Source organism: Zavarzinia aquatilis, from assembly GCF_003173035.1.
GTDB lineage: Bacteria > Pseudomonadota > Alphaproteobacteria > Zavarziniales > Zavarziniaceae > Zavarzinia > Zavarzinia aquatilis.
This window is the reverse complement of sequence record NZ_QGLE01000009.1, coordinates 128,752-155,717: the sequence shown is the minus strand read 5'-3', so window position 1 is coordinate 155,717 and position 26,966 is coordinate 128,752. Positions and strand designations below refer to the sequence as shown.

22 protein-coding genes are annotated in these 26,966 nt (G+C 66.6%); 20 read left to right on the top strand and 2 right to left on the bottom strand.

Annotation, left to right across the window (positions count from 1 at the left end; all coding sequences use genetic code 11):
• The first annotated feature begins 37 nt into the window (after window positions 1-37).
• Window positions 38-1,066 carry a phytanoyl-CoA dioxygenase family protein gene (locus DKG74_RS15495; RefSeq protein ID WP_109907082.1) on the top strand — a complete coding sequence of 343 codons (1,029 nt, stop codon included), beginning with the start codon at window positions 38-40 and terminating at the stop codon, window positions 1,064-1,066.
• On the opposite strand, the gene DKG74_RS15490 is transcribed toward DKG74_RS15495, so the two are convergent.
• Together DKG74_RS15490 and DKG74_RS15485 are read right to left on the bottom strand one after the other, a co-directional pair.
• Window positions 1,061-3,268 carry a penicillin acylase family protein gene (locus tag DKG74_RS15490; RefSeq protein WP_109907081.1) on the bottom strand — a complete coding sequence of 736 codons (2,208 nt, stop codon included), beginning with the start codon at window positions 3,266-3,268 and terminating at the stop codon, window positions 1,061-1,063. The genes DKG74_RS15495 and DKG74_RS15490 overlap by 6 nt on opposite strands.
• Window positions 3,269-3,331: 63 nt before the next feature.
• The gene (locus tag DKG74_RS15485; protein ID WP_207779376.1) at window positions 3,332-3,835 is read right to left on the bottom strand and encodes a flavin reductase family protein; all 504 of its coding nucleotides are present in this window, start codon (window positions 3,833-3,835) and stop codon (window positions 3,332-3,334) included.
• Between the two features lie 242 nt (window positions 3,836-4,077).
• On the opposite strand from DKG74_RS15485, the gene DKG74_RS15480 reads away from it, so the two are divergent.
• The 19 genes from DKG74_RS15480 to DKG74_RS15390 all read left to right on the top strand — a co-directional run bounded on the left by DKG74_RS15480 (window position 4,078) and on the right by DKG74_RS15390 (window position 26,959).
• Entirely contained in the window at window positions 4,078-5,271 is a 1,194-nt protein-coding gene (locus tag DKG74_RS15480; protein ID WP_109907080.1) for a flavin-dependent monooxygenase, read from the top strand.
• Between the two features lie 62 nt (window positions 5,272-5,333).
• Window positions 5,334-6,383 (top strand): ferredoxin--NADP reductase, encoded by a 1,050-nt coding sequence (locus tag DKG74_RS15475; protein WP_109907079.1) that lies wholly within the window; start codon window positions 5,334-5,336, stop codon window positions 6,381-6,383.
• Window positions 6,384-6,504: 121 nt separating this feature from the next.
• Complete coding sequence (locus DKG74_RS15470) at window positions 6,505-7,383, top strand: VOC family protein (RefSeq protein WP_109907125.1); 879 nt, start codon at window positions 6,505-6,507, stop codon at window positions 7,381-7,383.
• A gap of 231 nt (window positions 7,384-7,614) precedes the next feature.
• Window positions 7,615-8,616 carry a WD40/YVTN/BNR-like repeat-containing protein gene (locus tag DKG74_RS15465; RefSeq protein WP_133251608.1) on the top strand — a complete coding sequence of 334 codons (1,002 nt, stop codon included), beginning with the start codon at window positions 7,615-7,617 and terminating at the stop codon, window positions 8,614-8,616.
• Between the two features lies 1 nt (window position 8,617).
• Window positions 8,618-11,041, top strand: a complete 2,424-nt coding sequence (locus tag DKG74_RS15460) for an efflux RND transporter permease subunit (RefSeq protein ID WP_109907077.1) — start codon at window positions 8,618-8,620, stop codon at window positions 11,039-11,041.
• Window positions 11,042-11,223: 182 nt separating this feature from the next.
• Window positions 11,224-12,072: an alpha/beta fold hydrolase gene (locus DKG74_RS15455; RefSeq protein ID WP_165837716.1), complete on the top strand. Its 849-nt coding sequence runs from the start codon at window positions 11,224-11,226 to the stop codon at window positions 12,070-12,072.
• 142 nt (window positions 12,073-12,214) lie between these two features.
• Window positions 12,215-14,251, top strand: coding sequence for a DUF1302 domain-containing protein (locus DKG74_RS15450; RefSeq protein WP_109907075.1), 2,037 nt, complete (start codon window positions 12,215-12,217; stop codon window positions 14,249-14,251).
• Between the two features lie 21 nt (window positions 14,252-14,272).
• Complete coding sequence (locus tag DKG74_RS15445; RefSeq protein ID WP_109907074.1) at window positions 14,273-15,649, top strand: DUF1329 domain-containing protein; 1,377 nt, start codon at window positions 14,273-14,275, stop codon at window positions 15,647-15,649.
• A gap of 56 nt (window positions 15,650-15,705) precedes the next feature.
• On the top strand, window positions 15,706-16,491 hold the full coding sequence (gene dmpE, locus DKG74_RS15440) for a 2-oxopent-4-enoate hydratase (RefSeq protein WP_109907073.1): 786 nt from the start codon (window positions 15,706-15,708) through the stop codon (window positions 16,489-16,491).
• A gap of 10 nt (window positions 16,492-16,501) precedes the next feature.
• Complete coding sequence (locus DKG74_RS15435; RefSeq protein WP_109907072.1) at window positions 16,502-17,299, top strand: SDR family NAD(P)-dependent oxidoreductase; 798 nt, start codon at window positions 16,502-16,504, stop codon at window positions 17,297-17,299.
• 136 nt (window positions 17,300-17,435) lie between these two features.
• Window positions 17,436-18,626 (top strand): amidohydrolase family protein, encoded by a 1,191-nt coding sequence (locus DKG74_RS15430; protein WP_109907071.1) that lies wholly within the window; start codon window positions 17,436-17,438, stop codon window positions 18,624-18,626.
• Window positions 18,627-18,634: 8 nt separating this feature from the next.
• The gene (locus DKG74_RS15425; protein WP_109907070.1) at window positions 18,635-20,173 is read left to right on the top strand and encodes a FadD3 family acyl-CoA ligase; all 1,539 of its coding nucleotides are present in this window, start codon (window positions 18,635-18,637) and stop codon (window positions 20,171-20,173) included.
• Window positions 20,174-20,201: 28 nt separating this feature from the next.
• The gene (locus tag DKG74_RS15420; RefSeq protein ID WP_109907069.1) at window positions 20,202-21,068 is read left to right on the top strand and encodes a CoA transferase subunit A; all 867 of its coding nucleotides are present in this window, start codon (window positions 20,202-20,204) and stop codon (window positions 21,066-21,068) included.
• 11 nt (window positions 21,069-21,079) lie between these two features.
• Window positions 21,080-21,874, top strand: a complete 795-nt coding sequence (locus DKG74_RS15415) for a CoA-transferase subunit beta (RefSeq protein WP_109907068.1) — start codon at window positions 21,080-21,082, stop codon at window positions 21,872-21,874.
• A 74-nt stretch (window positions 21,875-21,948) separates the two neighbouring features.
• Complete coding sequence (locus DKG74_RS15410; RefSeq protein WP_109907067.1) at window positions 21,949-22,839, top strand: enoyl-CoA hydratase; 891 nt, start codon at window positions 21,949-21,951, stop codon at window positions 22,837-22,839.
• Window positions 22,836-23,921, top strand: coding sequence for an NAD(P)H-dependent flavin oxidoreductase (locus DKG74_RS15405; protein ID WP_109907066.1), 1,086 nt, complete (start codon window positions 22,836-22,838; stop codon window positions 23,919-23,921). The genes DKG74_RS15410 and DKG74_RS15405 overlap by 4 nt, the downstream gene beginning before the upstream one ends.
• Window positions 23,922-23,929: 8 nt before the next feature.
• Window positions 23,930-24,679 (top strand): enoyl-CoA hydratase family protein, encoded by a 750-nt coding sequence (locus tag DKG74_RS15400; RefSeq protein ID WP_109907065.1) that lies wholly within the window; start codon window positions 23,930-23,932, stop codon window positions 24,677-24,679.
• Between the two features lie 4 nt (window positions 24,680-24,683).
• Window positions 24,684-25,844 carry an acyl-CoA dehydrogenase family protein gene (locus tag DKG74_RS15395; RefSeq protein ID WP_109907064.1) on the top strand — a complete coding sequence of 387 codons (1,161 nt, stop codon included), beginning with the start codon at window positions 24,684-24,686 and terminating at the stop codon, window positions 25,842-25,844.
• An 86-nt stretch (window positions 25,845-25,930) separates the two neighbouring features.
• Complete coding sequence (locus DKG74_RS15390) at window positions 25,931-26,959, top strand: acyl-CoA dehydrogenase family protein (protein ID WP_109907063.1); 1,029 nt, start codon at window positions 25,931-25,933, stop codon at window positions 26,957-26,959.
• Window positions 26,960-26,966: the final 7 nt, after the last annotated feature.

Sequence of the window (26,966 nt, the reverse complement as noted above, 5' to 3'; positions counted from 1 at the left end):
GGTCTAGGCTGCGCCGACGTAACAGGGACGATACCCCATGAACGCCCGCCAGATCCTCCTCCTGCCCTTTCAGGCGCTGGCCGTCGCGACCGGCGCCAAATCCTTCGCCGGCAATCCGGTGATCGGCAGCGCCTTTCTGAACCGGCTCGGGCTTCATGTCGTCCGGGTGGTGCTGGCGGACCGGGTCATGGCCTTCCGCCGCCTGCTGCTGGCCGCCCTGGTCGCGCCGGAAGACCGGGACGCCCTGCGCCGCGACGGTTTCATCCTGAAAACCGATTTCCTGCCGGCGGAGGATTTCGCCGCGCTGGAGGCCGAGGTGCGGGCGATGAACGAGCCCGCCCGCGAATGCCATCAGGGCGACACGATCACCTGGCGCGTGCTGCTCGACGCCGAGACACTGGCGCGCCTGCCCGCCACCCGCCGCCTGATCGAGGATCGGCGCTATCGCGGGCTTCTGTCCTATGTCGCCGGGCGCTTCCGGGTGCCGGGTCACTGGGTGCAGAACATCCGGGCCGGCCTGCTGCCCGGCCGGCCCGATCCGCAGACCAATATCCATGCCGACACGTTCCAGCCGACCATGAAGGCCTGGCTGTTCCTCGATGACGTGGACGAAAGCAACGGCCCCTTCACCTATGTCCCCGGCTCGCAGCGGGTGACCTGGCAGCGGCTGAAATACGAATACCGGCGCAGCATCACCGAGGCAAAATCGACCGACAGCTATTCCGCCCGCGGCTCCTTCCGGGTGGCGGAGGCCGATCTTCCCGCCCTCGGCCTGCCGGCGCCCAAGGCGTTTTCGGTCCGGAAGAACACGCTGGTCGTGGCCGATACGGTCGGCCTGCACCGGCGGGGCGATTCGACCTTACGCCCGTCGAGCCGGCTGGAAATCTGGTCGATGTGCCGGACCAACCCGTTCAATCCCCTGCCCGGCCTGCCCTTCCGCATTCTCGACCGGGTCGACCTCGCGCTTTACCGCGCCTTTCTCACCCTGCAGGACCGGAAGGCGGCGAAGCGCGGCACCCTGCCGAGCTGGCGTCTCGTGCCCAAGCGCGAGGGTGGCGGGTCATAGCGGCTCGATCCTCGTTACCCGGGTGAAGAGCCGGGCCACCGTCTCCGGCCGCAGGGGCAGCTGAACACTGCCGCCGGCCTGCCAGAGGGCGATCTGGTCCATCGCCGTCGTGCTGCCGAACCAGCCGTCCTGCCCGCCCAGAAGACAGACGAAATGACCGTCCTCGTCACCGAGGTCGGCGAGATGGCGGACGGCGGCGCCGAAGCCGACATGATGGCGCCCGCAGGCCAGGCCGAAGGCCGCCTTGGCCACAGTGTCGTTGCCGCCCGGCGAGGACAGATCGGCGGCGCGGAAGTAGCGGCCGATGCGCGGCAGGCCGGACAGGAAATGACCCGGGCGCAGCCGGTGAATATCGCCCCAGACCGTGCCCGGCGGCAGGCGGCGGGCGGCCTTGGCCAGGGCCTTCTCGAAGGCCGGGACCAGGGTCTCGCGCGGCAGGGCTTGCAAATCCTCGGCGATCAGGCGGCGCGACTGGCGCAGGGCGTCATAGGCGGCGCGCTGTAGCGGCCCGGTAGCGCGCCGCGCGAGGAGGGCCAGCGTCACCTCGAAGGCCGCCGCGCCCGCGCTGCCCGCGTCGTAAGCGCCGTTCCAGCCGGCGATCAGGTCGAACAGGCGCTGCGCCGCCGGCTTTCGCCCGCTGCCGGCGCCAAGGTCCAGCAACAGGTCGCGTAGCGCAAGCGCCGGGGCATGGACGACATCGCGCTGGATGCGGCGCAGGTCGTCCGGGCCGATCCGGTCCCGCGCCGCCAGCAGCTGGGCGATCCGCTCCGCCCGGTCGCGGGGGGCGAAGAAATGCCCGATGGCGATACCGCCCGGCGGCGGCGGCTCGTTGGCCGAGACGACGACGCCCTTCGCCGGATCGAGGCTGGAGGGTAAGTCGCGTCCCCGCGCAAGATCCGCCAGCGGCCAGGCGGCGGCCGGCGGCAGCACGAGGTCGGCGGGATCGCCGGCCCGCAGGCGGGGAACGTGAACGGCCCGCAGGTGGCCGATCCGGCCGTCCCGCCCGGCGTGGGTGATGTTGAGGCCGGGCAGCGCGAAACCGTCGAGCGCGGCGCGGAAATCCTCCGCCGTGCGGGCCCGCGCCGCCGCCAGCATGGCGGTGAATTCCTCGCCCGCGCCGTGGCCGGTCCAGCGCAGGGCGAGGGTCGATTTCGACGCCAGCAAAGGCCCGTCCGAGACGATGGGGCCGAGGGCACAGCGCCGCAGCGGCAGCACCCGGTCGCGCCCCCCGCGCACGCGGAAGACCTCCGTCGTCGTCTCGATGGGCAGGTCGGCGGCATCGAACAGGTCGCTGGTCTGGGCATAGAGATTGGTGCCGCCCCAGGCCAAGTTCCGGTTACGCCCGACCGGGAAGAACGGCAGGCCCGGCATCATCAGACCGGCGGCATGAAATCCGGGCGACGCCACACCGACCGCCATAACGGGGCTCGGCAGGCCGATGGCGAGATGAGGGTCGCTGGCGATGAGACCGGCGCCGCTTTCCGTGCGCTTGCCCGATACGGCGAAGGAATTGCTGCCGAGCCCGGCGCGCCCGCCGAGAAGGGCACCCGCGCCATCGACCGCGGGCGCGGAGATGCCCGCCGCCTTCAGCCGGCGCCACAGCGCGGCCCATTCGTCGCCGGGCAGCCGGTCCCGCGCCTTGAGCAGGCGGCCCCACGACAGCCAATGCGAATCCGCCGCCATCAGCCGGCTGTAGGCGAGGAAATCGGCCAGGTTCCACGGCTCCCGCCCGATGGCGAGAGGGGCGCATTCGGGCGGCAGCTCGCCGCCGTTCATCAGCTGGTGATTGTAACCTTCAAGAAAACACCCGATCAGGCGGCGGGTTTCCGCCGGCATCGCGGCGATGGTCGCGGGGCCCGCGTCGCGAAAACCGAACAGGCGCAAGGAACGGTCGAGACCGAGCGCCAGCGGCCCCGCCATTTCCGCCACCCGGCCAAGGGCGACCCGGCGCATGATCTCGATCTGGCCGAGGCGGAGATGGGCATGGACGAGGCCAAGGCCGGTGAACAGGTCCGCGTCCGTTTCCGCCTCGATGACGGGGATCTGCCGTTCGTCCCAGCGGATGTTCAGCGGCCGGGCAAGGGGCGCGGTGCGTGCCACCAAGGCCAGCCGGGCGTCGAGCGCCAGCCGGCGGGGCGGGGTGGAAAACATGGTACGCAACACGAGGGCCGTGCCGACGACGGCCCCCCACAGTTTTTCCATGACGCAACGCTCCGAACGCAACCACGAAGCCGTGGCGGCCGAGCGTCGGGAAGGATGCCGGCGTCAGCTCGCCTTGATGTAGCGTCCATCCTGATAGATCAGGGGCGCGATGTCGCCGAAAAGTCGAACCTCGTCGACCTTGCCGACAAAGATCGTGTGGGTGCCATAGATCATCAGGGCGTCGACGGTGCAGAAGATATTGGCCTGGGCATCGGTCAGAAAGGGCACGCCCGTTTCGTTGTCCGACCATTCCCCGGCGGTGAAGCGGGCCGCGCCCTGCAGCTTGCCGCCAAAGGCGCCGGCGACCTCGGCATGGGCATCCTTCAGCAGGTTCACGCAGAAGCGGGTGCCGCTGGCCATCACGGGGTGCAGGCTGGCGCTCTGGTTCACGCAGACGAGGATGGCCGGTGGATCGGTGGTCACCGAGGTGACGGCCGTCGCGGTCATGCCTTGGCGCTCGCCACCCTCGCCGGTCGAGATGATCGTGACGGTGGCCGCCAGGCGGCGCATCGCGCCCTTGAAGGCGGCGACGAGTTCGGCGGGGGGCTGTACGGGGGCTTCGGCCATGGAATTCGGTCCTCGGATACTGTCGGCGCGGTGCGGGGCACCCTGCCGCTCGTCTCAATAGAGCCGAATTTGGCCCTGCGTCGCAAGTTCGCCATCGTCTGCTTGGGGGAGATGAAGGGGCGCCGGATGCTTAGTCCTAACAGACGATGCCGCCCCCCGCCCCCCGCACCCATGATCCGGCCAAAGCCTGGAGGTCGCGTCTTCGCGGCCTTGGCGCACGAAGACACGGGAAGGATCGAGACATGGACGGAAGCAGCGACGTCAATCTGCAGGTACCCACGGCGGCGGACATGGTGGCGCGGGCGCGCGCCCTCGTCCCCGTCCTGCGCGAACGCGCGGCGGAAACCGAGAAGCAGCGCCGCGTGCTCGACGAGACCATCGCCGACTTCCAGGCCGCCGGCCTGTTCCGCATCCTGCAGCCCAAGCGCTGGGGCGGCTATGAAATGCACCCGGGCGTGTTCTTCGACGTGCTGATGACCCTCGCCGAGGGCGACATGTCGTCGGCCTGGTGCTACGGCGTGATCGGCTGCCACAACTGGCAGATGGCGCTGTTCGACGATCAGGCGGCGCAGGATGTCTGGGGTCAGGACACCTCGGTCCTCATCTCCTCGACCTATATGATGGTCGGCAAGGCCATGCCGGTCGAGGGCGGTTACCGCTTCTCGGGCCGCTGGCGCTTCTCGTCGGGCTGCGAGCATTGCGACTGGATCTTCCTCGGCGGCATGGTCGATCCCGACAGCGGCAACATGGACGCGCGCACCTTCCTGCTGCCGCGCAAGGACTACAAGATCGTCGACACCTGGGACACCCACGGCCTGCGCGGCACCGGCAGCCATGACATCGTGGTCGAGGATGTCTTCATCCCCGAATATCGCACCCACAAGATGGCCGACGCCCTGATGTGCATGAGCCCGGGCAATGCCATCAACACCTCGCCGATCTACCGGATGCCCTTCGCCCAGGTCTTCATCCGCTCGGTCTCGACCTCGACCATCGGCGCCCTGCAGGCGATGATCGACGCCTTCATCAAATACGCGGCGAAGCGCGTGACCGTGACCGGCGCCAAGACGGCGGAAGACGCGACGGCGCAGCTCGTCATCGCCGAGACCCTGTCGGCCATCGACGAGATGAAAGTCCTCCTCCACCGCAACATCGGCAAGATGTACGACGACGCGGTGAAGGGCGAATTCACCACGATCGAGGAACGCATGATGTATCGCTTCCAGTCGGCCGACGTGCCGGAGCGCTGCATCAACCTCGCCCAGCGCATCTTCAAGGCGGGCGGCGGCGCCGCGGTGTTCAACGGCCTGCCCTTCTCGCGCATCTTCCGCGACATTTCGACCGGCAAGGCCCATGCCGCCAACCAGTCGGATTCGATCGGGCGCAACTGGGGCGGCGTGCTGCTGGGTCTCGACAACAAGGACTTCTTCATCTGATCCTTGCCGCCCCCGGCCCCGCGCCGGGGGCATTCCTCAAGACTTAGGGCCGGGCCGGAACCATGCAGCCGCTGCAGTATCACTCCCTGAAAATCGCCGCCATCGTCGAGGAGACGCCGGATGCCCGGTCCGTCGTCTTCGAGGTGGGCGAGTCCTTGCGCGAGCGTTTCGCCTACAAGCCCGGCCAGTTCCTCACCCTTCGCATCGGCGAGGGCGAGTCCGCGGTCGCCCGCTGCTATTCCCTCGCCTCGTCGCCCTTCACCGGGGAAGCGCACAAGGTCACGGTGAAGCGGGTCGCGGGCGGCCGCGCCTCCAACTGGGTGTGTGACGCCTTGCGTGTCGGCGATACCGTCGACGTACTGCCCCCGGCGGGCGTCTTCACGCCGAAGACCCTCAATCGCGACCTGCTGCTCTTCGCCGGTGGCAGCGGCGTGACGCCGGTCATGTCGATCCTGAAGTCCGCCCTGCTGAAGGGCCAGGGCCACATCGTCCTCGTCTATGCCAACAGGGACGAGAAGTCGGTGATCTTCGCCGCCGAACTGCGCCGCCTCGCCGCCGACAACCCCGGCCGGCTGACCGTGCTGCACTGGCTGGAATCGGTGCAAGGCCTGCCCTCGCCCGAACAGATCGCCGCCCTCGTCCAGCCCTATGCGCCGACGCATGACGCCTTCATCTGCGGCCCGGGGCCGTTCATGGACGGCGTCACCGCCGCGCTCAACGCCCTCGGGGTCGAGCGGGGCCGGATCCATCTCGAGAAATTCATCTCGCTCGACGGCGATCCCATCGCCGCCGTCGCCGCCATCGAGGCCGCCGCCAAGGCGGCCGAAAGCGGCCCCCGCGCGGAAGCCGAGATCGTGCTGGACGGCGAGACCCATGTGATCGCCTGGCCGACCGCGCGCCACCTGCTCGACATCATGCTCGAGGCCGGCATCCAGGCCCCTCACTCCTGCCGCATGGGCAGCTGCAGCGCCTGCATGTGCAAGCTGGAAGCGGGCGAGGTGAAGATGTCGAAGAACAGCGTTCTCGACAAGACCGACCTCGCCGAGGGCTGGATTCTCGCCTGCCAGGCCCTGCCGCTGACCGACAAGGTGAAAGTCGCCTTCCCCGAATAGGTCTGCCTTCGCCGTAGTCCATGCAGACGATGATCGGCTTGCCCGTTCGTCTAGGGTCAGGGAACGAGAAGGGTAACGGCCCGATAGGGCGCAAGACCCGAACAAGACGGTGGAGGAAAGCGTGTCGATCCGGGAATTGGGTTATGTCGTCGTCGGCTCGACCGACAATGCCAAGTGGCGGCAGTTCGCGACCGAAGTGCTCGGCCTGATGGCCGAGGATGCGCCGGACGGTCGCCTGCACCTGAAAATGGATGCGCGCCGCTTCCGCTTCCTGATCCTGCCCGCCGCCGAGGATGGCCTGATCGCCTCGGGCTGGGAAGTGCAGGACCAGATCGCCTATCGCACCGCGCGCGAGACCCTCGCCAGCAAGGGCGTGGAGATTACCGATGGCAGCGCCGAAGACGCCGCCATCCGCTATGTCCAGGAATTCTTCACCTTCGCCGATCCCTCGGGCAACAAGCATGAAGTCTACTGGGGTCCGATCTCCGACTTCGCGCGCTTCCAGTCGCCGATCGGCGTCTCGGGCTTCGTGACCGAGGGCATGGGTCTTGGCCATGTCGTGCTGCCGGCGCCCTTCGCCTTCGAGGAAACCCACAAGTTCTGGACCGAGGTCGCGGAATTCGGCCTGTCCGACATCCTGAAGATTTCCATGCTGCCGGGGATGCCGCCGCTGCGCATCCAGTTCTATCACTGCAACCCGCGTCAGCATTCCCTCGCCCTCGCGGAAATGCCGAGCCCGGCCAATTGCATCCATGTGATGATCGAGGTCGACAGCATCGACGAGGTCGGCCGCGCCCTCGACCGCGTGGCGCAATATCAGGTGCCGGTGGTGATGAGCCTCGGCCGTCACGTCAACGACGACATGATTTCCTTCTACATCGTCACCCCGGGCAACTTCGCCCTCGAATATGGCTGGGGCGGCGTGGTGAAGGACTGGACCAACCATCAGGTGTTCGAGACGACGACGCCGAGCCACTGGGGCCACCGCCTCGGCGGCTGATACGGTTTGAGCACCCGGGTCCCGCCTCCTGGGTGACCAAGGGCGGGGGCGTATCGTCGGTCAACGGTCTTTTCGAGCCTCGGTCGATGCCGGCGATACCCCCCGATCCTGCGCCAATGCTCATTGGAAGCAGGCAAGGGCGCGGATTAGATTGGCAAAAAAGGCGCGCCTGTCACGAACACGCGGCCGTCCGCGCGGCAAAGCCGCCGGCAGGGGGAGGAGAGCGGCTAGATGGCCAGGAAATCTTTGGGCATTCTCATGGCGATGCTGATCGGCGTCATCGCCGTCTACGCCTTCTACCCGCGCAGCCTGCCCCACTTCCCCGCGACCGAGACCAACCCGACGCGCCTGCGCATCAACGGGATCGCCATGATCGGCGAGCGGCTGATCGCCGTCGGTGAAAGCGGTCACATCCTGATCAGCGACGATACCGGCCAACACTGGCGCGACGCGCGCATCGGGCCGGGCGCCGGCATCACGAGGCTGGACGCCACCCTGACCCAGGTCGCGGCCGTGGGCGGCAAGATCGCGCTGGCCGTCGGCCATGACGGTGTCGTCCTGCGCAGCGACGATGCGGGCGAGACCTGGACCCCGGTGCGGGCCGAAGCCGAATCCTCCGATCCGCTGTTCGCGGTCTGCCGCACCAGCACGGGTACGATCATCGCCGCCGGCAGTTTCGGCCGCCTGCTGCGCTCGACCGACGACGGCGCCAGTTTCGAGCCGGTCGCCGTCGACCTGCCGGACGAGCCGCATCTGAACGGCATCGCCTGCGCCGACGACGGCAAGGCCATGATCGCCGGCGAAATGGCGCAGGTGCTGCGCAGCCGGGACGGCGGCGCGACCTGGGACATGGTGCAGCTGCCCTACAACGGCTCGCTCTATGGTGTCGTGCAGGCGGGCCCCTCGCGCTGGGTCGCCTTCGGCCTGCTCGGCCATGTCTTCGGCACCGACGATTTCGGCGACAGCTGGAGCGAGATCAAGACCGGCGCCGAAACCTCGCTGTTCGGCGGCCTGAAGACCGCCGACGGGCGCGTCGTCCTCCTCGGTCAGGGCAGCACCGTACTGGTCTCGACCGATGGCGGAAAGAGCTTCGGCATCGAGCGCATCGGCGGCCGCGACAGCCTCGTCGCGGGCATCGAGATCGCGCCGGGCCGCCTGATGCTGGGCGGCGAAAAGGGAATTTCCGAACTGACGCTGGGCCGCACCGTCGCGGCGCTGGCCGGGGGACAGTGACATGGCCGGAACTCATTCGCACGCCGCCCCCCGCACATCGGGCCAGCGCCTGGTCGAGGCCTGTTCCAATCTCCTGCTGCGCCTGCGCTTCGTCGTTCTCGTGCTCGCCATCGGCATCACCGGCTTCCTCGGCTACGAGGCGCGCAACATCCAGCTCGATCCCGGCTTCCTGAAGCTGATCCCGAGCCATCATCCCTTCATGCAGGACTTCATGAAGTACGCCACCATCTTCCCCGGTCACAACCGGGTGGTGCTGAACATGCACTGGAAGGGTGACGGCGACATGTACAACAAGACCTTCATGACCGAGATGGAGAAACTGGCCAGCGACGTCTTCTTCCTGCCCGACGTCGACCGCACCCGCGTAACCTCGCTGTTCTCGCCGACCGTCCGCTTCACCAAGGTGACGGAAGAAGGCTTCATCGGCGCCCCCATCATCCCCGAGACCTTCACCAAGACCGACGAGCAGCTGGCGCAGGTGCGCCGCAACGTCGAGGACGCGGGCATCATCGGCCGCTACGTCGGCAACGACGGCCGCGACGCCATGATCATGTTCGAGGTGCAGGAATATTCCGGCGGCCAGCCGGTGCGGGTGAACTACTACGAACTCGCCAACAAGCTCGACGAGCTGCGCGCCAAATACGAGAGCGCGGACATCGAGGTGAACGTCATCGGCTTCGTGATGATCGTCGGCGCCATCGTCGACGGCCTGCTCGGCGTCATCGCCTTCTTCGGCATTTCCTTCCTGATCACCACCGCCCTTCTCTATCTCTACTGCCGCTCGTGGAAGCTCACCGGCCTGTCGCTGGTCGTCGCCATGCTGCCGGTGATCTGGCTGGGCGGGCTGCTGCCCATGGTCGGCGCCGGCATCGACCCGATCTCGATCCTGGTGCCCTTCCTCATCTTCTCGATCGGCGTGTCCCACGCCGTGCAGATGACCAATGCCTGGAAGCAGTCGGTCCTCGGCGGCGACAGTTCGATCCATGCCTCGCGCAAGGCGTTCCAGGCGCTGTTCGTGCCGGGCAGCCTCGCGCTCATCACCAATGGCCTCGGCTTCCTGGTCATCATGCGCATCCAGATCGACATCGTGCGCGAACTGGGCATGACCGCCTCGATGGGCGTGATGCTGATGATCGTCACCAACAAGATGATCCTGCCGGTGCTGCTGTCGCTCATCACCCTCGAGCCTTCGGCCCGCAAGCGCGCCCATGCCGTCGACGACGGCGAGGAAGTGCGGAAGTCCTGGTGGGCGCTGTCCCTGCTGGCGACGCGAAAGCCCGCGGCCGTCGTCTTCGCCATCTCGGCCGCGCTTGCCGCCTTGTCCGCCGTCTATGCGCGCGACCTGAAGACCGGCGACGTCGGCCAGGGCGCGCCGGAACTCTGGCCGTCCGACCGCTATAATGTCGATAACGGCGCGATCCTGTCGCGTTACGACATCGGCACCGACATATTGACCGTGATCGTCGAAACGACCGGCTTCTCCGAAGCCTGTCTCGATCATTCGGTGATGACCGCGGTCGACCGTTTCGACCTCTATGCCCGGGGCATCAACGGCGTCCAGTCGGTGCTGTCGGTGCCCGCCATCGGCAAGATGGTGATCGCCGGCATGAACGAGGGCAACCCGCGCTGGGCCGGCCTGCCGCGCAGTTCGCAGGGGCTGGCGGTCGGCGGCTATGCCTATAATCCGGACATCGGCCTCAACACCGAGGGCTGCCAGGCGATGAAGGTCGACATCTTCCTGAAGAACCACGACGGCGCCCTGGTCGCCCATGTGGTCGAGGAAGTGAAGCGCTTCCTCGACGCCGAGAAGACGCCGGGCGTCACCTTCCGCCTCGCCTTCGGCAATGTCGGCGTCGCCGCCGCCACCAACGAGGCGGTGGAGGAAGCCGAGCTCGAGATGCTACTGTCGATCTTCGGCGCGATCTCGCTGCTCTGTTTCCTCACCTTCCGCAGCGTGCAGGCGGTGATCTGCATCATCGTGCCGCTGACCATCGTCTCGATCTTCTGCAACGCGCTGATGGCGCGGCTCGGCATCGGGCTGAAGGTCTCGACCCTGCCGGTGATCGCGCTCGGGGTTGGCGTCGGTGTCGATTACGGCATCTATATCTACGAGCGCCTGATCCACGAGATGCGCCACGAGGGCCGCCCCCTGCGCCAGGCCTTCTACGAGGCGATGAAGCAGCGCGGCACCGCCGCCCTGTTCACCGCCATCACCATGTCGGTCGGCGTCTTCACCTGGGCTTTCTCGGCGCTGAAGTTCCAGGCCGACATGGGCATCCTGCTGTCCTTCATGTTCCTGGTGAATGTCTTCGGGGCGATTTTCCTGCTGCCCGCCCTCGCCGCCTGGTTGTTGCCGGAAAAGGGCTACGCCCGGCACCGCGCGGCCGAACCCGTGGTCGACCGGGCGGTGGCACAGAGCCGCTGACACCGCATTAACCATCTGAAATCAAATGAAATTCGGGGCGCTGCGGCGCCCCGAATGCTGTCGGCAACAGGCCGTTTCCATACGTCAACAATCATAGTCTGCATGGACCATGCGGCCCCTCCCCTTTGGGGCGATGGTTCAACTCAAATTGGTGTGAAGCCAATGAACATCGGAGGATCCCCGTGAGCGCCAAGTCGCCCATTCCCGTCGGAAAATTCCTGCAGCTCGCTTCCGGGCACAAGCTGCATTACCACGAAGTGGGCACGCCCTCGGCCGATCGTCCCAGCATCCTGTGCCTGCATGGCTCGGGCCCCGGCGCTTCCGGCTACTCGAATTTCAAGGGCAACATGGCCGCCTTCGGCGCCGCCGGTTACCATGTGATCGTGCCCGACTATCTCGGCTATGGCCTGTCGGACAAGCCCGAGACCATCGAATATTCGACCGATACCCATGTCCCGGTGATCCGCGAGCTGGTCGATGCCTGCGGCGTGACCAAAGTGGTTCCCATCGGCAATTCTCTGGGCGGCGCCATTTCGCTGCAGTTCACCCTGACCTATCCCGAGATCGTGCCGAAGCTGATCCTGATGGCCCCCGGCGGCCTGCAGGAGCCGCAGGAATACGCCTTCTCGATGCCGGGCGTGCTGCGCATGCTGCAGTTCATTTCCAGCCGGCCCTTCGCGATCGAGGATTTCCGCGACCTGCTGGGCCATCTCGTGTTCGATCCGAAGCACATCACCGATGAAGCGGTGGCGGAACGCTGGCCGGTCGCCCTCGAACAGCCGATCCCGGTCTATGCCAGCATGAAGGTCGGCGTCTATGCCGATCGCCTGCACGAGCTGAAGTGCCCGGTGCTCGCCTTCTGGGGCACCCACGACAAGTTCCTGCCGGTCGCCCATGCCTCGATCCTGGCGGATCGCTGCCCGCAGGCCAAGGTGATCATCTCCAACCAGTGCGGGCACTGGGTGATGATCGAGGACGCGGATTATTTCAACGCCGAATGCCTCGGCTTCCTCGAGCGCCCCGGTCTCTGAAGGCCGCGAGGTTTCCCCTCGGTTGGGGATGATTTCGCGCTTCTGGTGCAAGTTCCCATGGGTGCCGCAATGGGCGCCTGATTAAATTGCGAACAAATATGTCGGTGCCCAAGGCGCCGCGCGAAAAGGCTAGGGGGATATCATGGGGGGGTGGTCGAGGCGCATCGGGTCCGGCAGACGCAAGGCGGCGCTGCCGTTCGTGGCCGGGGTCGGCATTGTTTCGGGCATTCTCGGCGCGGGCAGCTTCGCCCTCGCCGAAGTGATCGAGTTCGACAATGGCGCCAGTCTGTCCGTCAACATGACGACGGCCTATTCCATCGGCGTCCGGGCCGAGGACCCCAGCCCCAAATCCCGCGACCCCGAGACCGAATACGCCACGGTCTATATCCTGCCGCAGATCCCGCTGCTGCCCACGCTGCAGGTCGGCACCGAGACGCCGAAGGTCTATAACTTCGACGATCCGAACCGGAATTTCAAACGCGGCGACCTGATCACCAACGCCTTCAGCGCCCTCGCCGAAGCCAACTTCAAATATGAAGACTTCGGCTTCAAGATGAGCGGCAACGCCTTCTACGATTTCGTCTACCACAGCGGCAATTCGAACGACGAAGCCTATCCCAACGGCATCAACAAATACGAAGGCCCGCCCGACGAATTCGTCGGCGGCACGCGCTATGCCAACGGCGGCCGTTTCCGCCTGCTCGACGCCTTTGCCTATGGCACTTTCGACATCGGCGAGACCAGCCTGTCCCTGCGCGTCGGCAATCAGGTCGTCGCCTGGGGCGAGAGCCTGTTCTTCGGCAATATCTCCTTCAGCCAGGGCGTCGCCGACGCGACCCGCGCCAACAGCCCGGCGGCGGAGGTGAAGGACATCCTGCTGCCGTCGCCGCAGGTCTCGATGAACTGGGGCGTGACCGACCGGCTGTCGTTCATCGGCTACTATCAGTTCGACTGGGAGAACACGCAGCTCGACGGCATCGGCTCCTATTTCAGCCGCGCCGATCTGGTCGGCCCGGGCGCCGAATTCGCCTATGGCTCGGTCAATCCCTTCCCGAGCGTGATCCAGCAATACGCCTCGGCCTGTACCCTGAGCGCCAGCATCCCCAACTGCGACACGCTGGCCATCCCGCAGCCGATCGCCCAGCTGCTGTCCGACATCCTGAGCCAGAACGTGCTCGGCGTCGGCAATCCGGACGACCAGCGCTTCGACGTGCCCGTCGCCGGCGAGAAGAAGCCGAACAACGCGGCGCAATGGGGCATGGGTCTGACCTACATGCTGACCGACGCGATCAACACCGGCTTCTACTTCATCAAGTATCACGAGAAGAATCCGCTGCCGGTGCTCGAAATCTCGACCCCGCGCACGGACATGTTCCGCAAAGGCACCGTCGTCGGCGCCGTCACCAATACGCTGTGCACCCTGCTCGGCCAGGATTGCAGCGGCATGAACGCGCAGATCACCCAGGGGGTGGACGATATCGTCGGCGCCGTCGCGCCGCTCTATCTGCCCTATTCCTCGACCATCACCTATTTCGACGATGTGAAGCTCTATGGCATGAGCGCGTCGACCTCGATCGGCGCGGTCAACTTCGGCTTCGACTTCGCCTATCGCCAGGACGCACCCATGCTGGTCGATGGCCGCATCTCGGGCATCAAGGCGCCGCAGCCGGTGCGCGGCGACATCTGGCAGGCCAATCTGAACGCGCTCTACATCCTCGGCTCGTCCGATTTCTGGGACTCGCTGACCCTGATCGGCGAAGTGAGCGTGAACCACGTCGTGCGCCACGACACGCTTTATCTCTACGACGCCGACGGCAATCCGCTGCAGGACGGTAACGGCAACAACATCAACGAATTCAACCAGCTCTCGGGCGACGAGACCTCGTGGGGCTTCCAGGGCCTCGCCGAATTCGCCTACACGGACATCTTCCCGGGCGGCTGGGACATGTTCATCCCCGTGACCTTCGGCGTTGCCTTCGGCAATCCGGCCTACAGCGGCTCGCTCGGCGCGCTGTCGGGCGCGGGCGACATGCGCGCCTCGCTCGGGGTCAAGCTGCGCTACCTCAACAATCTCGAGATCAGCGTCGCCTACAACGCCTTCTTCGGCGACTACGACACCATCAACCGTCCGCTGGTCGACCGCGACTACGCCATCGCGACGGTCAAATACACGTTCTGAAGAAACGGGAGGAGAAACACCATGGATCGCAGAAGCTTCGTCGGGGGCGTGGGCGCTGCCGCGCTGCTGGCCGCCATGCCGAAGATCGCCCTGGCCAAGGCCGCACCGGACGAGATCGCCAAGCTCGGCACCACGCTGACGCCGATCGGCGCGATCAAGGAAGGCAATGCCGACGGCTCCATCGCGCCCTGGTCGGGCAAATGGCTGGGCACGCCGCCGGGCATCTCCTTCGCCGGCACCGGCTCGCCGCTGGCCGATCCCTATGCCGGGGAAAAGCCGCTGTTCACCATCACGGCGCAGAACGCCGCGCAATATGCCGACAAGCTGTCCGCCGGCCAGCAGGCGATGTTCAAGCGTTACCCGGATACGTTCAAGATGCACGTCTACCCGTGCCATCGCGACTTCCGCTACAGCGACTGGACCCACGAGCAGATCAAGCAGAACGCCCAGCTTGCCGCGCTGACCGCGAGCCAGGAAGGCATCACCAACGTGAAGGCGGGCGCTGCCTTCCCCTTCCCGAAGTCGGGCATCGAGCAGATCTGGAACGTCATCACCGCGACCAAGGCCTTCACCGAGACTGGCGATTATGACGAAGCCGTGGTCTATCCCGACGGCAATGTCGCCTGGGGTGGCCAGAAGTGGGACATCTATGCCCCGCCCTACGACCCCAACACCCCGCGCGAGGAAGGCTCGCCCGCCTCGTCCTTCGTCTTCCGCGAGACGACGAAGCCCGAGCGCGAGCGCGGCTCCATCGCCCTCGTCCAGGAAACCTGGGCCTTCGACAGCAACCCGACCATGGCCTATCAATATGTGCCGGGCACCCGCCGGGTGAAGCAGGCGCCGGAAGTCGCGGGCGACTATCCGCTCGGGCCGGGCGGTTTCCACACCGTCGACGACACCCGCCTGTGGGCGCAGTCGCCCAAGCGCTATAACTGGGAGCTGGTGGGCAAGAAGGAAATCTTCGTGCCCTACAACAACTACAAGGTCGAAGACCCGGCCGCGTCCTACAAGGACATGCTGGGCAAGTCGCACCTGAACCCGGATTACATGCGCTGGGAGCTGCACCGCGTCTGGGTGCTGAAGGCCAAGCTGAAGGACGGCATCCGTCACGTCTATGCCGCCCGCACCATCTATGCCGACGAGGACAGCCATCTGCCCCTGCTGGCCGACATGTACGACGCGCGTGGCGACCTCTACCGTTTCGCGCTGAACACGGTCTCCTACGATTACGCGGCGCAGATCTTCATGACCCGGGTGTGCTGCTATCACGACCTGGTGTCCGGCGCCTATATGGCCGACCGCCTGACCAACGAGCTGAAGAACAAGCCGAAGTTCAATGTCGGCGGTCGCAAGCCGGGCGACTATACCCCGGCCGAACTCAAGCGCCGCGGCGTCTGACCTCAACGACATGCCGGCGGCGGTGACGCCGCCGGTTTCATGCAAGGCAATCAGCGATGGACAAGATCACCATCGCGGCGCTCGGCCTGGAACTCCACCAGGCCCTCGCCGCGCGCCGGACAGTCGCGCCGCTTTCGGGGCGCGGCTTCGACATTTCGGTCGACGACGCCTATGCGATCCAGACCGAATTCCTGTCGCACCGGCTTTCCGCCGGCGACCGGATCATCGGCAAGAAGATCGGCGTCACCTCGCGGCCGGTGCAGACCATGCTGGGCGTGACCCAGCCCGATTTCGGCATGTTGCTGGCCTCGATGGCGGTGCCCGAGCGCGGCGATATCCCCATGTCATCCATGATCCAGCCCCGGGCGGAGGGCGAGATCGGCTTCGTGCTGAAGCGTGACCTGATGGGCCCCGGCGTGACCAATGCCGACGTGCTGCGCGCGACCGAGGGCGTCATGGCCTGCCTCGAGATCGTCGATTCCCGCATCGACAACTGGAAGATCGCGATTGCCGACACGGTCGCCGACAATGCCTCCTGCGGCGTCTTCGTGCTGGGTGACCGGCTGGTCGACCCGAACAGTCTCGACCTCGCCCTCGCCGGCATGATCATCGAGAAGAACGGCCGCATCGTCGGCACGGGCGCGGGCGCCGCCACCCTCGATTCCCCCGTCAACGCCATGGCCTGGCTGGCCAATACGCTGGGCGCGCGCGGCATCCCGCTGAAGGCGGGCGAAGTCATCCTCTCCGGCTCGCTCGCCGCGCTGATCCCGGTGACGGCAGGGGATTCCATCCGGGTGGCGATCCAGGGGATCGGCACCTGCCACGCCAATTTCGTCGCCTGAGGAAGCCAACATGAGCGAGCAGGATTTCGCCGGGCGCGTCGCCCTCGTCACCGGGGGCGCCTCGGGCATCGGCCATGCCACGGTCGAGGGATTCGTCGCCCGGGGCGGCCGCGCCGTCATCGCCGACATCAACGAGAAGCTGGCCAGGGAACGCGCCGCCGCCCTCGGCGACAAGGCCATCGCCGTCACCCTCGACGTCGCGAGCGAGCCGGCCTGGATCGCCGCCATCGAGGCGACCAAGGCCGCCTTCGGCGGGCTCGACGTCGTCGTCAACGCCGCCGGCATTTCCTTCACATCGAGCGTCGCCAATACCGAGATTGAGGACTGGCACCGCGTCGTCGGCATCAACCAGACCGGCACTTTCCTCGGCTGCAAGCACGGGCTGCTGGCCATCGCCGAGACGGGTCGCGGCGGCGCCATCGTCAATATCTCGTCGGTGCAGGGCATCCATGCCCATGCCGCCAGCTTCGTCTACAACACGACCAAGGCGGCGGTGCGCATGATGTCGAAATCCGTCGCCCTGTCGGCCGCGCTGTTCCAGCCGCCCATTCGCTGCAACACGGTGCTGCCGGGCTATGTCGACACGCAGATCCTCGCCCCCGTGGCCGACATGCTGGGCGGGCGCGAGAAGCTGATCGCCGGCATGTCGAAGGACACGCCCATGGGCCGCCTCGTCCAGGCGAGCGAGATCGCCGACGCCATACTCTATCTCGCGTCCGAGCGGGCCTCGATGGTCACGGGGGCGGAGATCGTCGTCGACGGCGGCCTCACCCTGCCCATGCACATCACCTATACCGACGCGATGTAACGACAGAAATCCCCTCATTGTTCGTGACGGCGAACGGAGAATTCGCCTCGGGCCACTTCCGGCTGTCGGGCGGGGGGCCTAGGGTTCAGATCAGAGAAGCCGGGGCAGCCGGCGATAACGATAACCGGAGGAAGAGATGGACCGCTATCTGGTGATTTCGGGCGATGGTCACGCCGGCCTGCCGCCGGAGAAATATCGCGACTATCTCGAGAGCAAGTATCACGCCGAATTCGACGAGCGCCTGCCCAAGGAAATCGCCTTCCGCGAGATGATGGAAGAGAAGCTCCTGGTCAAGGACTTCAACGACAAATGGCGCGCCGCCTGCGGCAATGACATTTACGGCGTGTGGGACAGCGTGATCCGCGACAAGGTGCTGGATGGTGACGGCGTCGCCGCCGAAGTCCTGTTCCCCGACGGTATCACCGAGCGTAATGCCCCGCCCTTCGGCGCCGACGTCGGCCTGCGCTGCCAGGGCGCGGACCCAGAGTTGCTCTGGGCCGGTGCCCGCGCCCATAACCGCTGGATGGTCGACTTCTGCAAGATGTCGCCGACCCGCCGCATCGGCCTTGCCGTCATTCCCGTCGTCTTCGACGTCGAGACCGCGGTTCGGGAAATCGTCTGGGCGCGCAAGGAAGGCCTCAAAGGGGTGATGTTCCCCTGCATGACCGACGGTTACGACCCCTACAACCACCCGAAATATGATCCGGTGTGGAAGGTCTGCGAAGACCTGAACATGGGCATCCATTTCCATTCGGGCGCCGCCCCGGCCATGGCCCCGGTGCCGGGCGCCATCGGCTGCTTCCTGATGGAATATCCGTTCTGGATGACCCGCTCGATGTGGCAGTTCATCTTCGGCGAGGTGCTGGAGCGTTTCCCCAAGCTGAAGATCATCTACACCGAAGGCTCGGAATTCTGGTTCAACTGGATGAACACGATGATGGACATCCGGGCCAGCGTGAAGCACACGTCCGGCAAGCTGGGCGACTTCCGCGCCAAGCTGACCATGAAGCCGTCGGAATATTTCGCGCGGAACATGTGGGTCGTCGCCTCGGCCCTCGCCGACCGGGACACGGCCGTGGCCTGCAAGGAACTCGGTATGAACCGGGTGATCTGGGGTTCTGACTATCCGCATCCCGAAGGCTGCTGGCCGAACACGGCGGAAAAGATGCTGATCTCGCTCGGCGGCCTGCCGGAGAGCGATCTCGAGCAGATCTTCTGGAAGTCGGCGGCGGAGGTCTATGACCTCGACCTGCCGGCGCTCAACAAGATCGCCGGGAAGATCGGCCCCAAGAAGAACTGGCTCGCCACCGCCCAGGCCGCGGAGTAAGGCGCGCCATGGTCTCCAGCATTCCGGCTGCGGTCATCGCGGCGGCGGCTCGCTGGCCCGACCGCCCCGCGATCGAGGAAGGCGGCGCCGTCTCGAGCTTCGCTGCGCTCGAGACGGCCCGTCTGACCGCGGCGCGCGCCTTCATCGCCGCCGGAATCGTGAAGGGCGACCGGGTCGCGATCTGGGCGCCCAACATGGCCGAATGGATCGTCGCCGCTGTCGGCCTGCAATCGGCCGGCGCCGTGCTCGTGCCGTTGAACACCCGCTTCAAGGGTCGGGAAGCCGGGCAGATCCTGCGCGCTTCCCGGGCCAAGCTGCTGCTGACCGTGCGCGGCTTCCTCGGCTTCGACTATCCCGCCATGCTGGCGGGCGAGGATCTGCCGGACCTGAAGGCCATGGTCATCCTGAAGGGCGAGGCCGGCGCCGACCGCGACTGGCCGGCGTTCCTCGCGCAAGGGGCCGCGGTTTCCGAACAGGCGGCGGCGGATCGCCTCGCGACTGTCGGGCCGGGCGATCCTTGCGACATGCTCTTCACCTCGGGCACCACCGGATTGCCCAAGGGCGTCGTCTCCAACCACGGCCAGACGGTGCGCACCATCGCGACCTGGAGCGATGTCGTCGGCCTGACCGAACAGGACCGCTTCCTCGTCGTCAATCCCTTCTTCCACTCCTTCGGTTACAAGGCGGGCTGGCTCGCCTGCCTGCTGAAAGGCGCGGCCTGTCTGCCGGAGGCGGTGTTCGACACCACCCGCCTGCTCGACCGGATCGAGACCGAGCGGGTGAGCGTGCTGCCCGGCGCGCCCACGGTCTATCAGTCGATCCTCGGCGACGGGACTTACGCCACCCGCGATCTGTCGTCGCTCCGCCTCGCGGTCACCGGCGCGGCCAGCGTGCCGGTGGACCTGATCCGGCGCATGTTCACCGACCTGAAGTTCGACGTCGTGCTGACCGCCTATGGCCTGACCGAGGCGCCGGTCGTCACCATGTGCGAAACCACCGACGATGCCGAAACGATCGCCAATCGCTGCGGCAAGCCGATCCCCGGCGTCGAGGTGATCTGCGCCGACGCCGAGGGCCGGGAAGTGCCGCGCGGCGCCGAGGGCGAGGTGCTGGTGCGCGGCTACAACGTCATGGCCGGCTATTTCGAGAATGAGACGGCGACACGGGAAGCCATCGACGATGCCGGCTGGCTGCACACCGGCGACATCGGCGTGATGGACGAGCGCGGTTACCTGAAGATCACCGACCGCAAGAAGGACATGTTCATCGTCGGCGGCTTCAACTGCTATCCGGCCGAGATCGAGAACATCATCCTGTCCCGCCGCGACATCGCCCAGGCCGCCGTGATCGGCGTGCCGGACGAGCGCATGGGCGAGGTTGCCAAGGCCATCGTCGTGCCCGCCCGGGGAGCGGTCCTCGAAAAGGATGAATTCCTCGCCTGGTGCCGCGCCAACATGGCCAATTACAAGGCGCCCCGCCAGGTCGAGATTTGCGAAGCCCTGCCGCTGACCGCCAGCGGCAAAGTCCAGAAATTCATGTTGCGGTAACGCCAAGCGTTATCAGGGAAGAAATGCCATGGACAAGAGCATGAGCATCAGCGAGATGGTCAGCCGGCTGGAAAGCGGCATGACCATCGGCATCGGCGGCTGGGGCGCGAGGCGCAAGCCCATGGCCGTGGTGCGCGAAATCCTGCGCAGCGATGTCACGGATCTCACGGTCGTTTCCTACGGCGGGCCGGACATCGGCCTGCTGGCGGCTTCGGGCAAGTTGAAGAAACTGGTGTTCGGTTTCGTCTCGCTCGATTCCATTCCGCTCGACAATCACTTCCGCTCCGCCCGTCAGGCCGGCAGCTTCGAGACGCTGGAAATCGACGAGGGCATGTTGCAGTGGGGCCTGCGCGCCGCCGCCATGCGCCTGCCCTTCCTGCCCACCCGCGCCGGCCTTGGCACCGATGTCGAGGGGCTGAACGGTGTGCTTCGCACCGTCACCTCGCCTTACGAGGACGGCGAAGTGCTGATCGCCATGCCCGCCCTCAATCTCGATGCCGCCTTCGTTCATGTGAACGCGGCGGATACGCTCGGCAACGCCATCGTGACCGCGCCCGATCCCTTCTTCGACGAGCTGTTCTGCCGCGCGGCGGATCAGGCTTTCGTCACCACCGACCGGCTGGTGACCACGGCGGAACTGGGCGGGATGCCGGGGATGCGCCATCACCTGGTCGAGCGGTCCTGCGTCACCGGCGTCGCGCTGGTGCCCTTCGGCGCCCATCCGACCTCGTCCGGGCCGGACTACGGCTTCGATTTCAAGCACCTGAAAGATTACAACGACGCAGCCTTCCCCGACTGGCGCGCGCGCTATGTCGACGGTGTCAGTCACGACGCCTATCTCGCCGCCGTCGGCGGGGCCGAGAAGCTCGCCAGCCTGCCCCTGCCGGTGTTCTGAGGAGACGGACGATGACCTACACGCTCGCGGAACTCTGCATCACCGCCGCCGCCGAAGCCTGGCGCGGCAATGGCGAAGTGCTCGCCTCCGGCATCGGGCTCATTCCCCGGCTCGCCGCCTCCCTCGCCAAGGCGACCTTCGAGCCGGCGCTGATGATGACCGATGGCGAAGCCTATCTGGTCGAGGAGCCGGTGCCGCTCGGCAAGCGCGGCGCCTACATCCCGAAGGTGGAGGGCTGGATGACCTATGCCCGCGTCTTCGACGTCGTCTATCGCGGCCATCGCCATGCCATGACCGGCCCGGTGCAGGTCGACCGCTTCGGCCAGCAGAATATCTCGGTCGTCGGCGATTACGCCAAGCCCAAGGCGGCGCTGCTCGGCGTGCGCGGCATTCCGGGCAACACCATCAATCACATCAATTCGATGTTCGTGCCCAATCACTCGACCCGGGTCTTCGTCCCGGGCGAGGTCGATATGGTTTCGGGCGTCGGCTACAACCCGGCGCGCCTGGCGGGCGGGCGGTCCGACCGCTTCGTCGATCTGCGCCTGATCGTCACCGATCTCGCCGTGCTCGACTTCGGCGGCAAGGATCATGCGATCCGCGTCCGTTCCCTGCACCCCGGGATCAGCTTCGATCAGGTCCAGGCCGCGACCGGCTTCCCGCTCGAAGGCCGCGAGACGGCGACCGTGACCCCGGCGCCGACGGCGGAACAGCTGCACCTGATCCGCGACGTGCTCGACCCGCATAACACCCGCGCGACGGTGTTCAAGGAAAACCCGCCGGGCGACCGGCGCGAAGCAGCCTGAAGGGTGCGGCCCGCCCGGGCCAGACAGAGGGCGGGCCACACCGAACGAGACAGAAGACAAGGCGGAGGCAGCGAATGGGCGAGATTGTTTACGAGACGGACGAGCCGGTCCACTACAAGGTCGCGGACGGCATCGCCACCATCACCATGGACCGGGTGCGTTACAACAACGTCCAGAACAGCCAGATGACCTATGCCCTCGACGCCGCCTTCCGCCAGGCGGCCGACGACGACGAGGTGAAGGTGATCGTGCTTGCCGGCGCCGGCAAGCATTTCTCCGCCGGTCATGACATCGGCACGCCGGGCCGCGATGTCGAAAAGACCTTCGAGCGCAAGCATCTGTGGTGGGATCACGTCGGCAAGCCCGGCGGCGAGAAACTGTTCGTGCGCGAGCAGGAAGTCTATCTCGGCATGTGCCGGCGCTGGCGCGACCTGCCCAAACCCACCATCGCCATGGTGCAGGGCGCCTGCGTCGCGGGCGGGCTGATGCTGGCCTGGGTGTGCGACCTGATCATCGCGGCGGACGATGCCTTCTTCGCCGATCCCGTGGTTCGCATGGGCATTCCGGGGGTCGAATATTTCGCCCATGTCCACGAACTGAACGCCCGTATCGCCAAGGAATTCCTCTTCCTCGGCGAGCGGATGCCGGCGGAGCGCGCCTATCAGATGGGCATGGTGAACAAGGTCGTGCCCCGCGCCGATCTGGAGGCCGAGACCTATGCGATCGCCAGCCGGATCGCCGCCATGCCGCGCATGGGCCTCGCCCTCGCCAAGCAGGTGGTGAACCACATCGAGGATCTGCAGGGCAAGCGCGCGGGCATGGACAACGCCTTCGGCTACCACCATTTCGCCCATGTCCACAACACGCTGGCGCAGGGCGACACGCTGGGCGGTTTCGACGGCAAGGCCATGGCCAAGTCGCAGAAATCCGTCGAGGACAAGAAAGTGGCGGAGGCCGGCGAATGACTCACCCGGCCCTGTCCACCCCGCTGACCGAGCGTCTCGGCTGCCGTTACCCGATCCTGCAGACCGCCATGGGCTGGGTGGCAACGCCGCAGCTGGTCGCCGCGACGTCCAACGCCGGGGCCTTCGGCTTCCTCGCCGGCGCGGTCATCCCGGCGGAACAGATCGAGGCGGAAATCCTCAAGGTGAAGGCACTGACCGATCGGCCCTTCGGCCTGAACCTCCACATGTTCCTGCCCGGCGCCGACCACATGCTGGACATGGCGATCAAGCATGGGCTGCGCGCCGTTTCCTATTCCCGCTCGCCCTCGGCCGCGCTGGTCTCGAAGCTCAAAGACGCCGGCCTCGTCTGCATCCCGACGGTGGGCGCGGTGAAACATGCCGTCGCCGCCGTGAAGATGGGCGCCGACATGGTGACGGTGCAGGGCGGCGAGGGCGGCGGCCATACCGGCAATGTGCCGACCTCCCTGCTGATCCCGCAGGTGCTGGACGCGGTGAAGGTGCCGGTGGTCGCGGCCGGCGGTTTCAAGGACGGGCGCGGTCTCGTCGCCGCCCTCGCTTACGGCGCGGCCGGCATCGCCATGGGCACCCGCTTCCTGATGACCAGCGACAGCCCGGTGCCGCGCGCGACGCTGGAGCGTTACATCACCTCGGAGCTGACCAACATCATCGTCTCGACGAGGGTCGACGGCGCGCCCATGCGCATGATCCTGAACGAGACTCTGGGCCGGCTGGAGAAGTCGGGCGTCGTCGGGCGTTACTGGACGGCGCTGAAATCCGGCCTCGCCTTCCGCAGGCACACGGGGCTCGGCTATGTCGAGATGCTGAAATCCGCCCTCGCCAATGCCCGCGCCAACAAGCTGACCCTGGCCGAGACCCTGATGGCGGCCAATTCGCCGATGCTGATCCAGCGTTCCATGGTCGAGGGCCACCCGTCGGAAGGCGTGCTGCCCTCCGGCCAGGTCGCCGGCCTGATCCGCGACCTGCCGAGCGCGGCCGAGGTGATCGAGCGCATCATCGCCGAGGCGGAAACCCGCCTCGACGCCCTGAACCCTTCGCGGCGCGATGTCGCCGCCGCCGAATGAGGCACGTCATGGATTTCACCTATACCGTTTCCGACCGCATCGCCGAAGTGGTGATGAACCAGCCTCCGGTGAACGCCTTCAATTCCACGGGCTGGAACAACCTCGCGAAGACGATCACCGCGGCGGGTGAAGACCCCCACGTCAATGTCGTCATCCTGCGGGCCGAGGGCCGGGGCTTCTGCGCCGGGGTCGACATCAAGGAACTGGCCGCCGACGGCAGCAAGATCGTCGCAGTGAACAAGGGCTGTTACGACAGTTTCGCCGCCGTACACCGCTGCAAGGTGCCGGTGATCGCGGCGACCCACGGCTTCGTGCTGGGCGGCGGCATCGGTCTTGCCGGTGCGGCCGACATCATCATCGCCTCGGAAGACAGCTATTTCGGCCTGCCGGAGATTGATCGCGGCGCCATGGGCGGCGCGTCCCATTTCCTGCGCATGTTGCCGTTGCAGAAGGTACGCGCGCTGTTCTACACCGGCGAGAGCATCAAGGCCGCCGAAATGGCGAAATGGGGCGCCATCGAAAGCGTCGTGCCGCGCGAGAAACTGGTCGAGACCGCCCGGGCGCTGGCCGCCAAGATCGCCGCCAAGTCGGGCAAGGCGCTCCGCCTCGCCAAGGAAGCCCTGAACGGCATCGAGCCGGTCGATATCGAACGCAACTACCGCTTCGAGCAGGGTTTCACGCTGGAACTCTATACTTCCCCCGACAGTCAGGAAGCGCGCGACGCCTTCGTCGAGAAGCGCGACGCCAAGTTCGGTTAAGGCGATGGACCTCCAGTATACGCCAAAGCAGCAAGCCTTCCGGGCCGAGGTCCGCGCCTGGATGGCCGCCCATGTGCCGCAGCGACGCCTGAAGTCCTACGACACGGCGGAAGGCTTCGAGGAACACCGGGCGTGGGAGCGGGTGCTGAATTCGGGCCGCTTCGGCATGGTGACCTGGCCGGAGGCGCTGGGCGGGCGCGGCGCCGACCTCATCGAATGGCTGATCTTCGAGGAGGAATATTACCGCGCGGGGGCGCCCGGCCGGGTGAACCAGAATGGTATCTTCCTGCTCGGCCCGACCCTGATGGAATATGGCACGGCCGAGCAGAAGGCGCGTTTCCTGCCGCGCATGGCGGCGGGTGACGACATCTGGGCGCAGGGCTGGTCCGAGCCCGGCGCCGGCTCCGACATGGCGGCGATCCGCACCAAGGCGATCCGCGACGGCGATCATTACGTCATCAACGGCCAGAAGACCTGGTCGACGCGCGCCGTCTTCGCCGACTGGTGCTTCGGTCTGTTCCGCACCGATCCCGAGAGCAGCCGCCATCACGGCATGAGCTTCATCCTGGTGCCGCTCGATACCCCCGGCATCACGCGCCGGCCGATCCCCCAGCTCGACGGCGAGCCGGGTTTCGCCGAATTGTTCTTCGACGATGTGCGTGTGCCCGTCGGCAATCGTCTGGGCGACGAGGGTCAGGGCTGGAACATCGCCATGGCGACGGCGGGCTTCGAGCGTGGCCTGATGCTGCGCAGCCCGGCGCGCTTTCAGGAAACCGCCAAGCGCCTCGTTCAGCTCTACCGCCGGCACGAGGCGCGGGTCTCGCCCGGCGTCCGCGACCTCGTGCTGAAGGCCTGGATGGATGCGGAGGCTTACGCCCTCAACACCTATATGACCGCCAGCCGCCTGATCGCGGGCGGCAAGATCGGTCAGGAAGCCAGCCTCAACAAGATCTTCTGGTCGGAACTCGACCGGTCGATGCATGAAACCGCGCTGTCGATCCTCGGCGCGCGGGGCGAATTGCTGGCGAGCGGCCTCGACGAGGCGGACGACATCACCCGCTGGCTGAAGGGCTTCCTGTTCTCGCTGGCCGGGCCGATCTATGCCGGCGCCAACGAGATCCAGCGCAACATCATCGCCGAGCGGCTGCTGAACCTGCCGCGCTAACGAGGCGTTGAAAACAAGAAGATCGTCATTCCGGCGAAGGCCGGAATCTCGGGAAAATCAGGCACCGGGACGCCGGGGAGAGACCGATGAAATTCGCCTTTACCGAGGACCAGCTGCTGTTCCGCGACACGGTGCGGGATTTCCTCGCCGCCGAATGCGGCCCGGCGCAGGTCCGCGAATGCGCGGCGGGCGAAGGCCGCTCGCCCGCGCGCTGGGCCAAGCTGGTCGAAATGGGCCTGACCGGCCTGACCGTGCCGGAAGCGCAGGGCGGCCTCGGCCTGTCGCTGGTCGACGGCGTGCTGATCGTCGAGGAAGCGGGCCGCGCCGCCCTGCCGGAGCCGCTGGTCGACCAGATCGCCATCGCGGCGCCCCTGCTCGCGGCTTTCGCCGACAGGACCGATGTCGCCGAAATTCTGGCGGGGATCGCCGCCGGTACGGTGAAGCTCGCCGCCGGCCATCCGCTCGATCCCTTCGTCGCCGACGCGGGCGATGCCGATTACCTGCTGCTGGGCCGGGAAGATGCCCTGCACCTCGTGCCCCGGGGGCGGGTGACGGTGACGGCGGAGGTCAGCGTCGATCCCTTGCGCCGGATCGCCGCCGTCGACTGGACCCCGGGGAACGACACGCTGCTGTCGGCTGATCCCGCGATCCTCGACCGAATGCTCGACCTCGGAGGGCTGGCCGCTGCCGCGCAGGGCCTTGGTCTTGCCCAGACCATGGTCGATCTCGCCGCCGACTACGCCCGCACGCGCCAGCAGTTCGGCAAGGCCATCGGCAGCTTCCAGGCGGTGAAACACCACCTGGCGACGGTACAGGTGGCGATCGAATTCGCCCGGGCGCCGGTCTACAAGGCCGCCTTCACCCTCGCCCCCCGCGATATTTCCCACGCCCGCGTCGCGGTGATTGACGCCGCGGCGGCGGCGGCGCGCACCGCGATCCAGGTCTTCGGCGCCATGGGCTACACCTATGAAGTCGACCTGCATTTCTTCATGAAGCGGGCCTGGGCGCTGGCCGGCGTCTGGGGCGACCGGCACTACCATCTGGCCCGTCTGTCGCGAATGGTCCTTTCGGACGATGCGGCCCTTGGTGCCGATGGCACATTTGCTGACAAATAATCTGTTC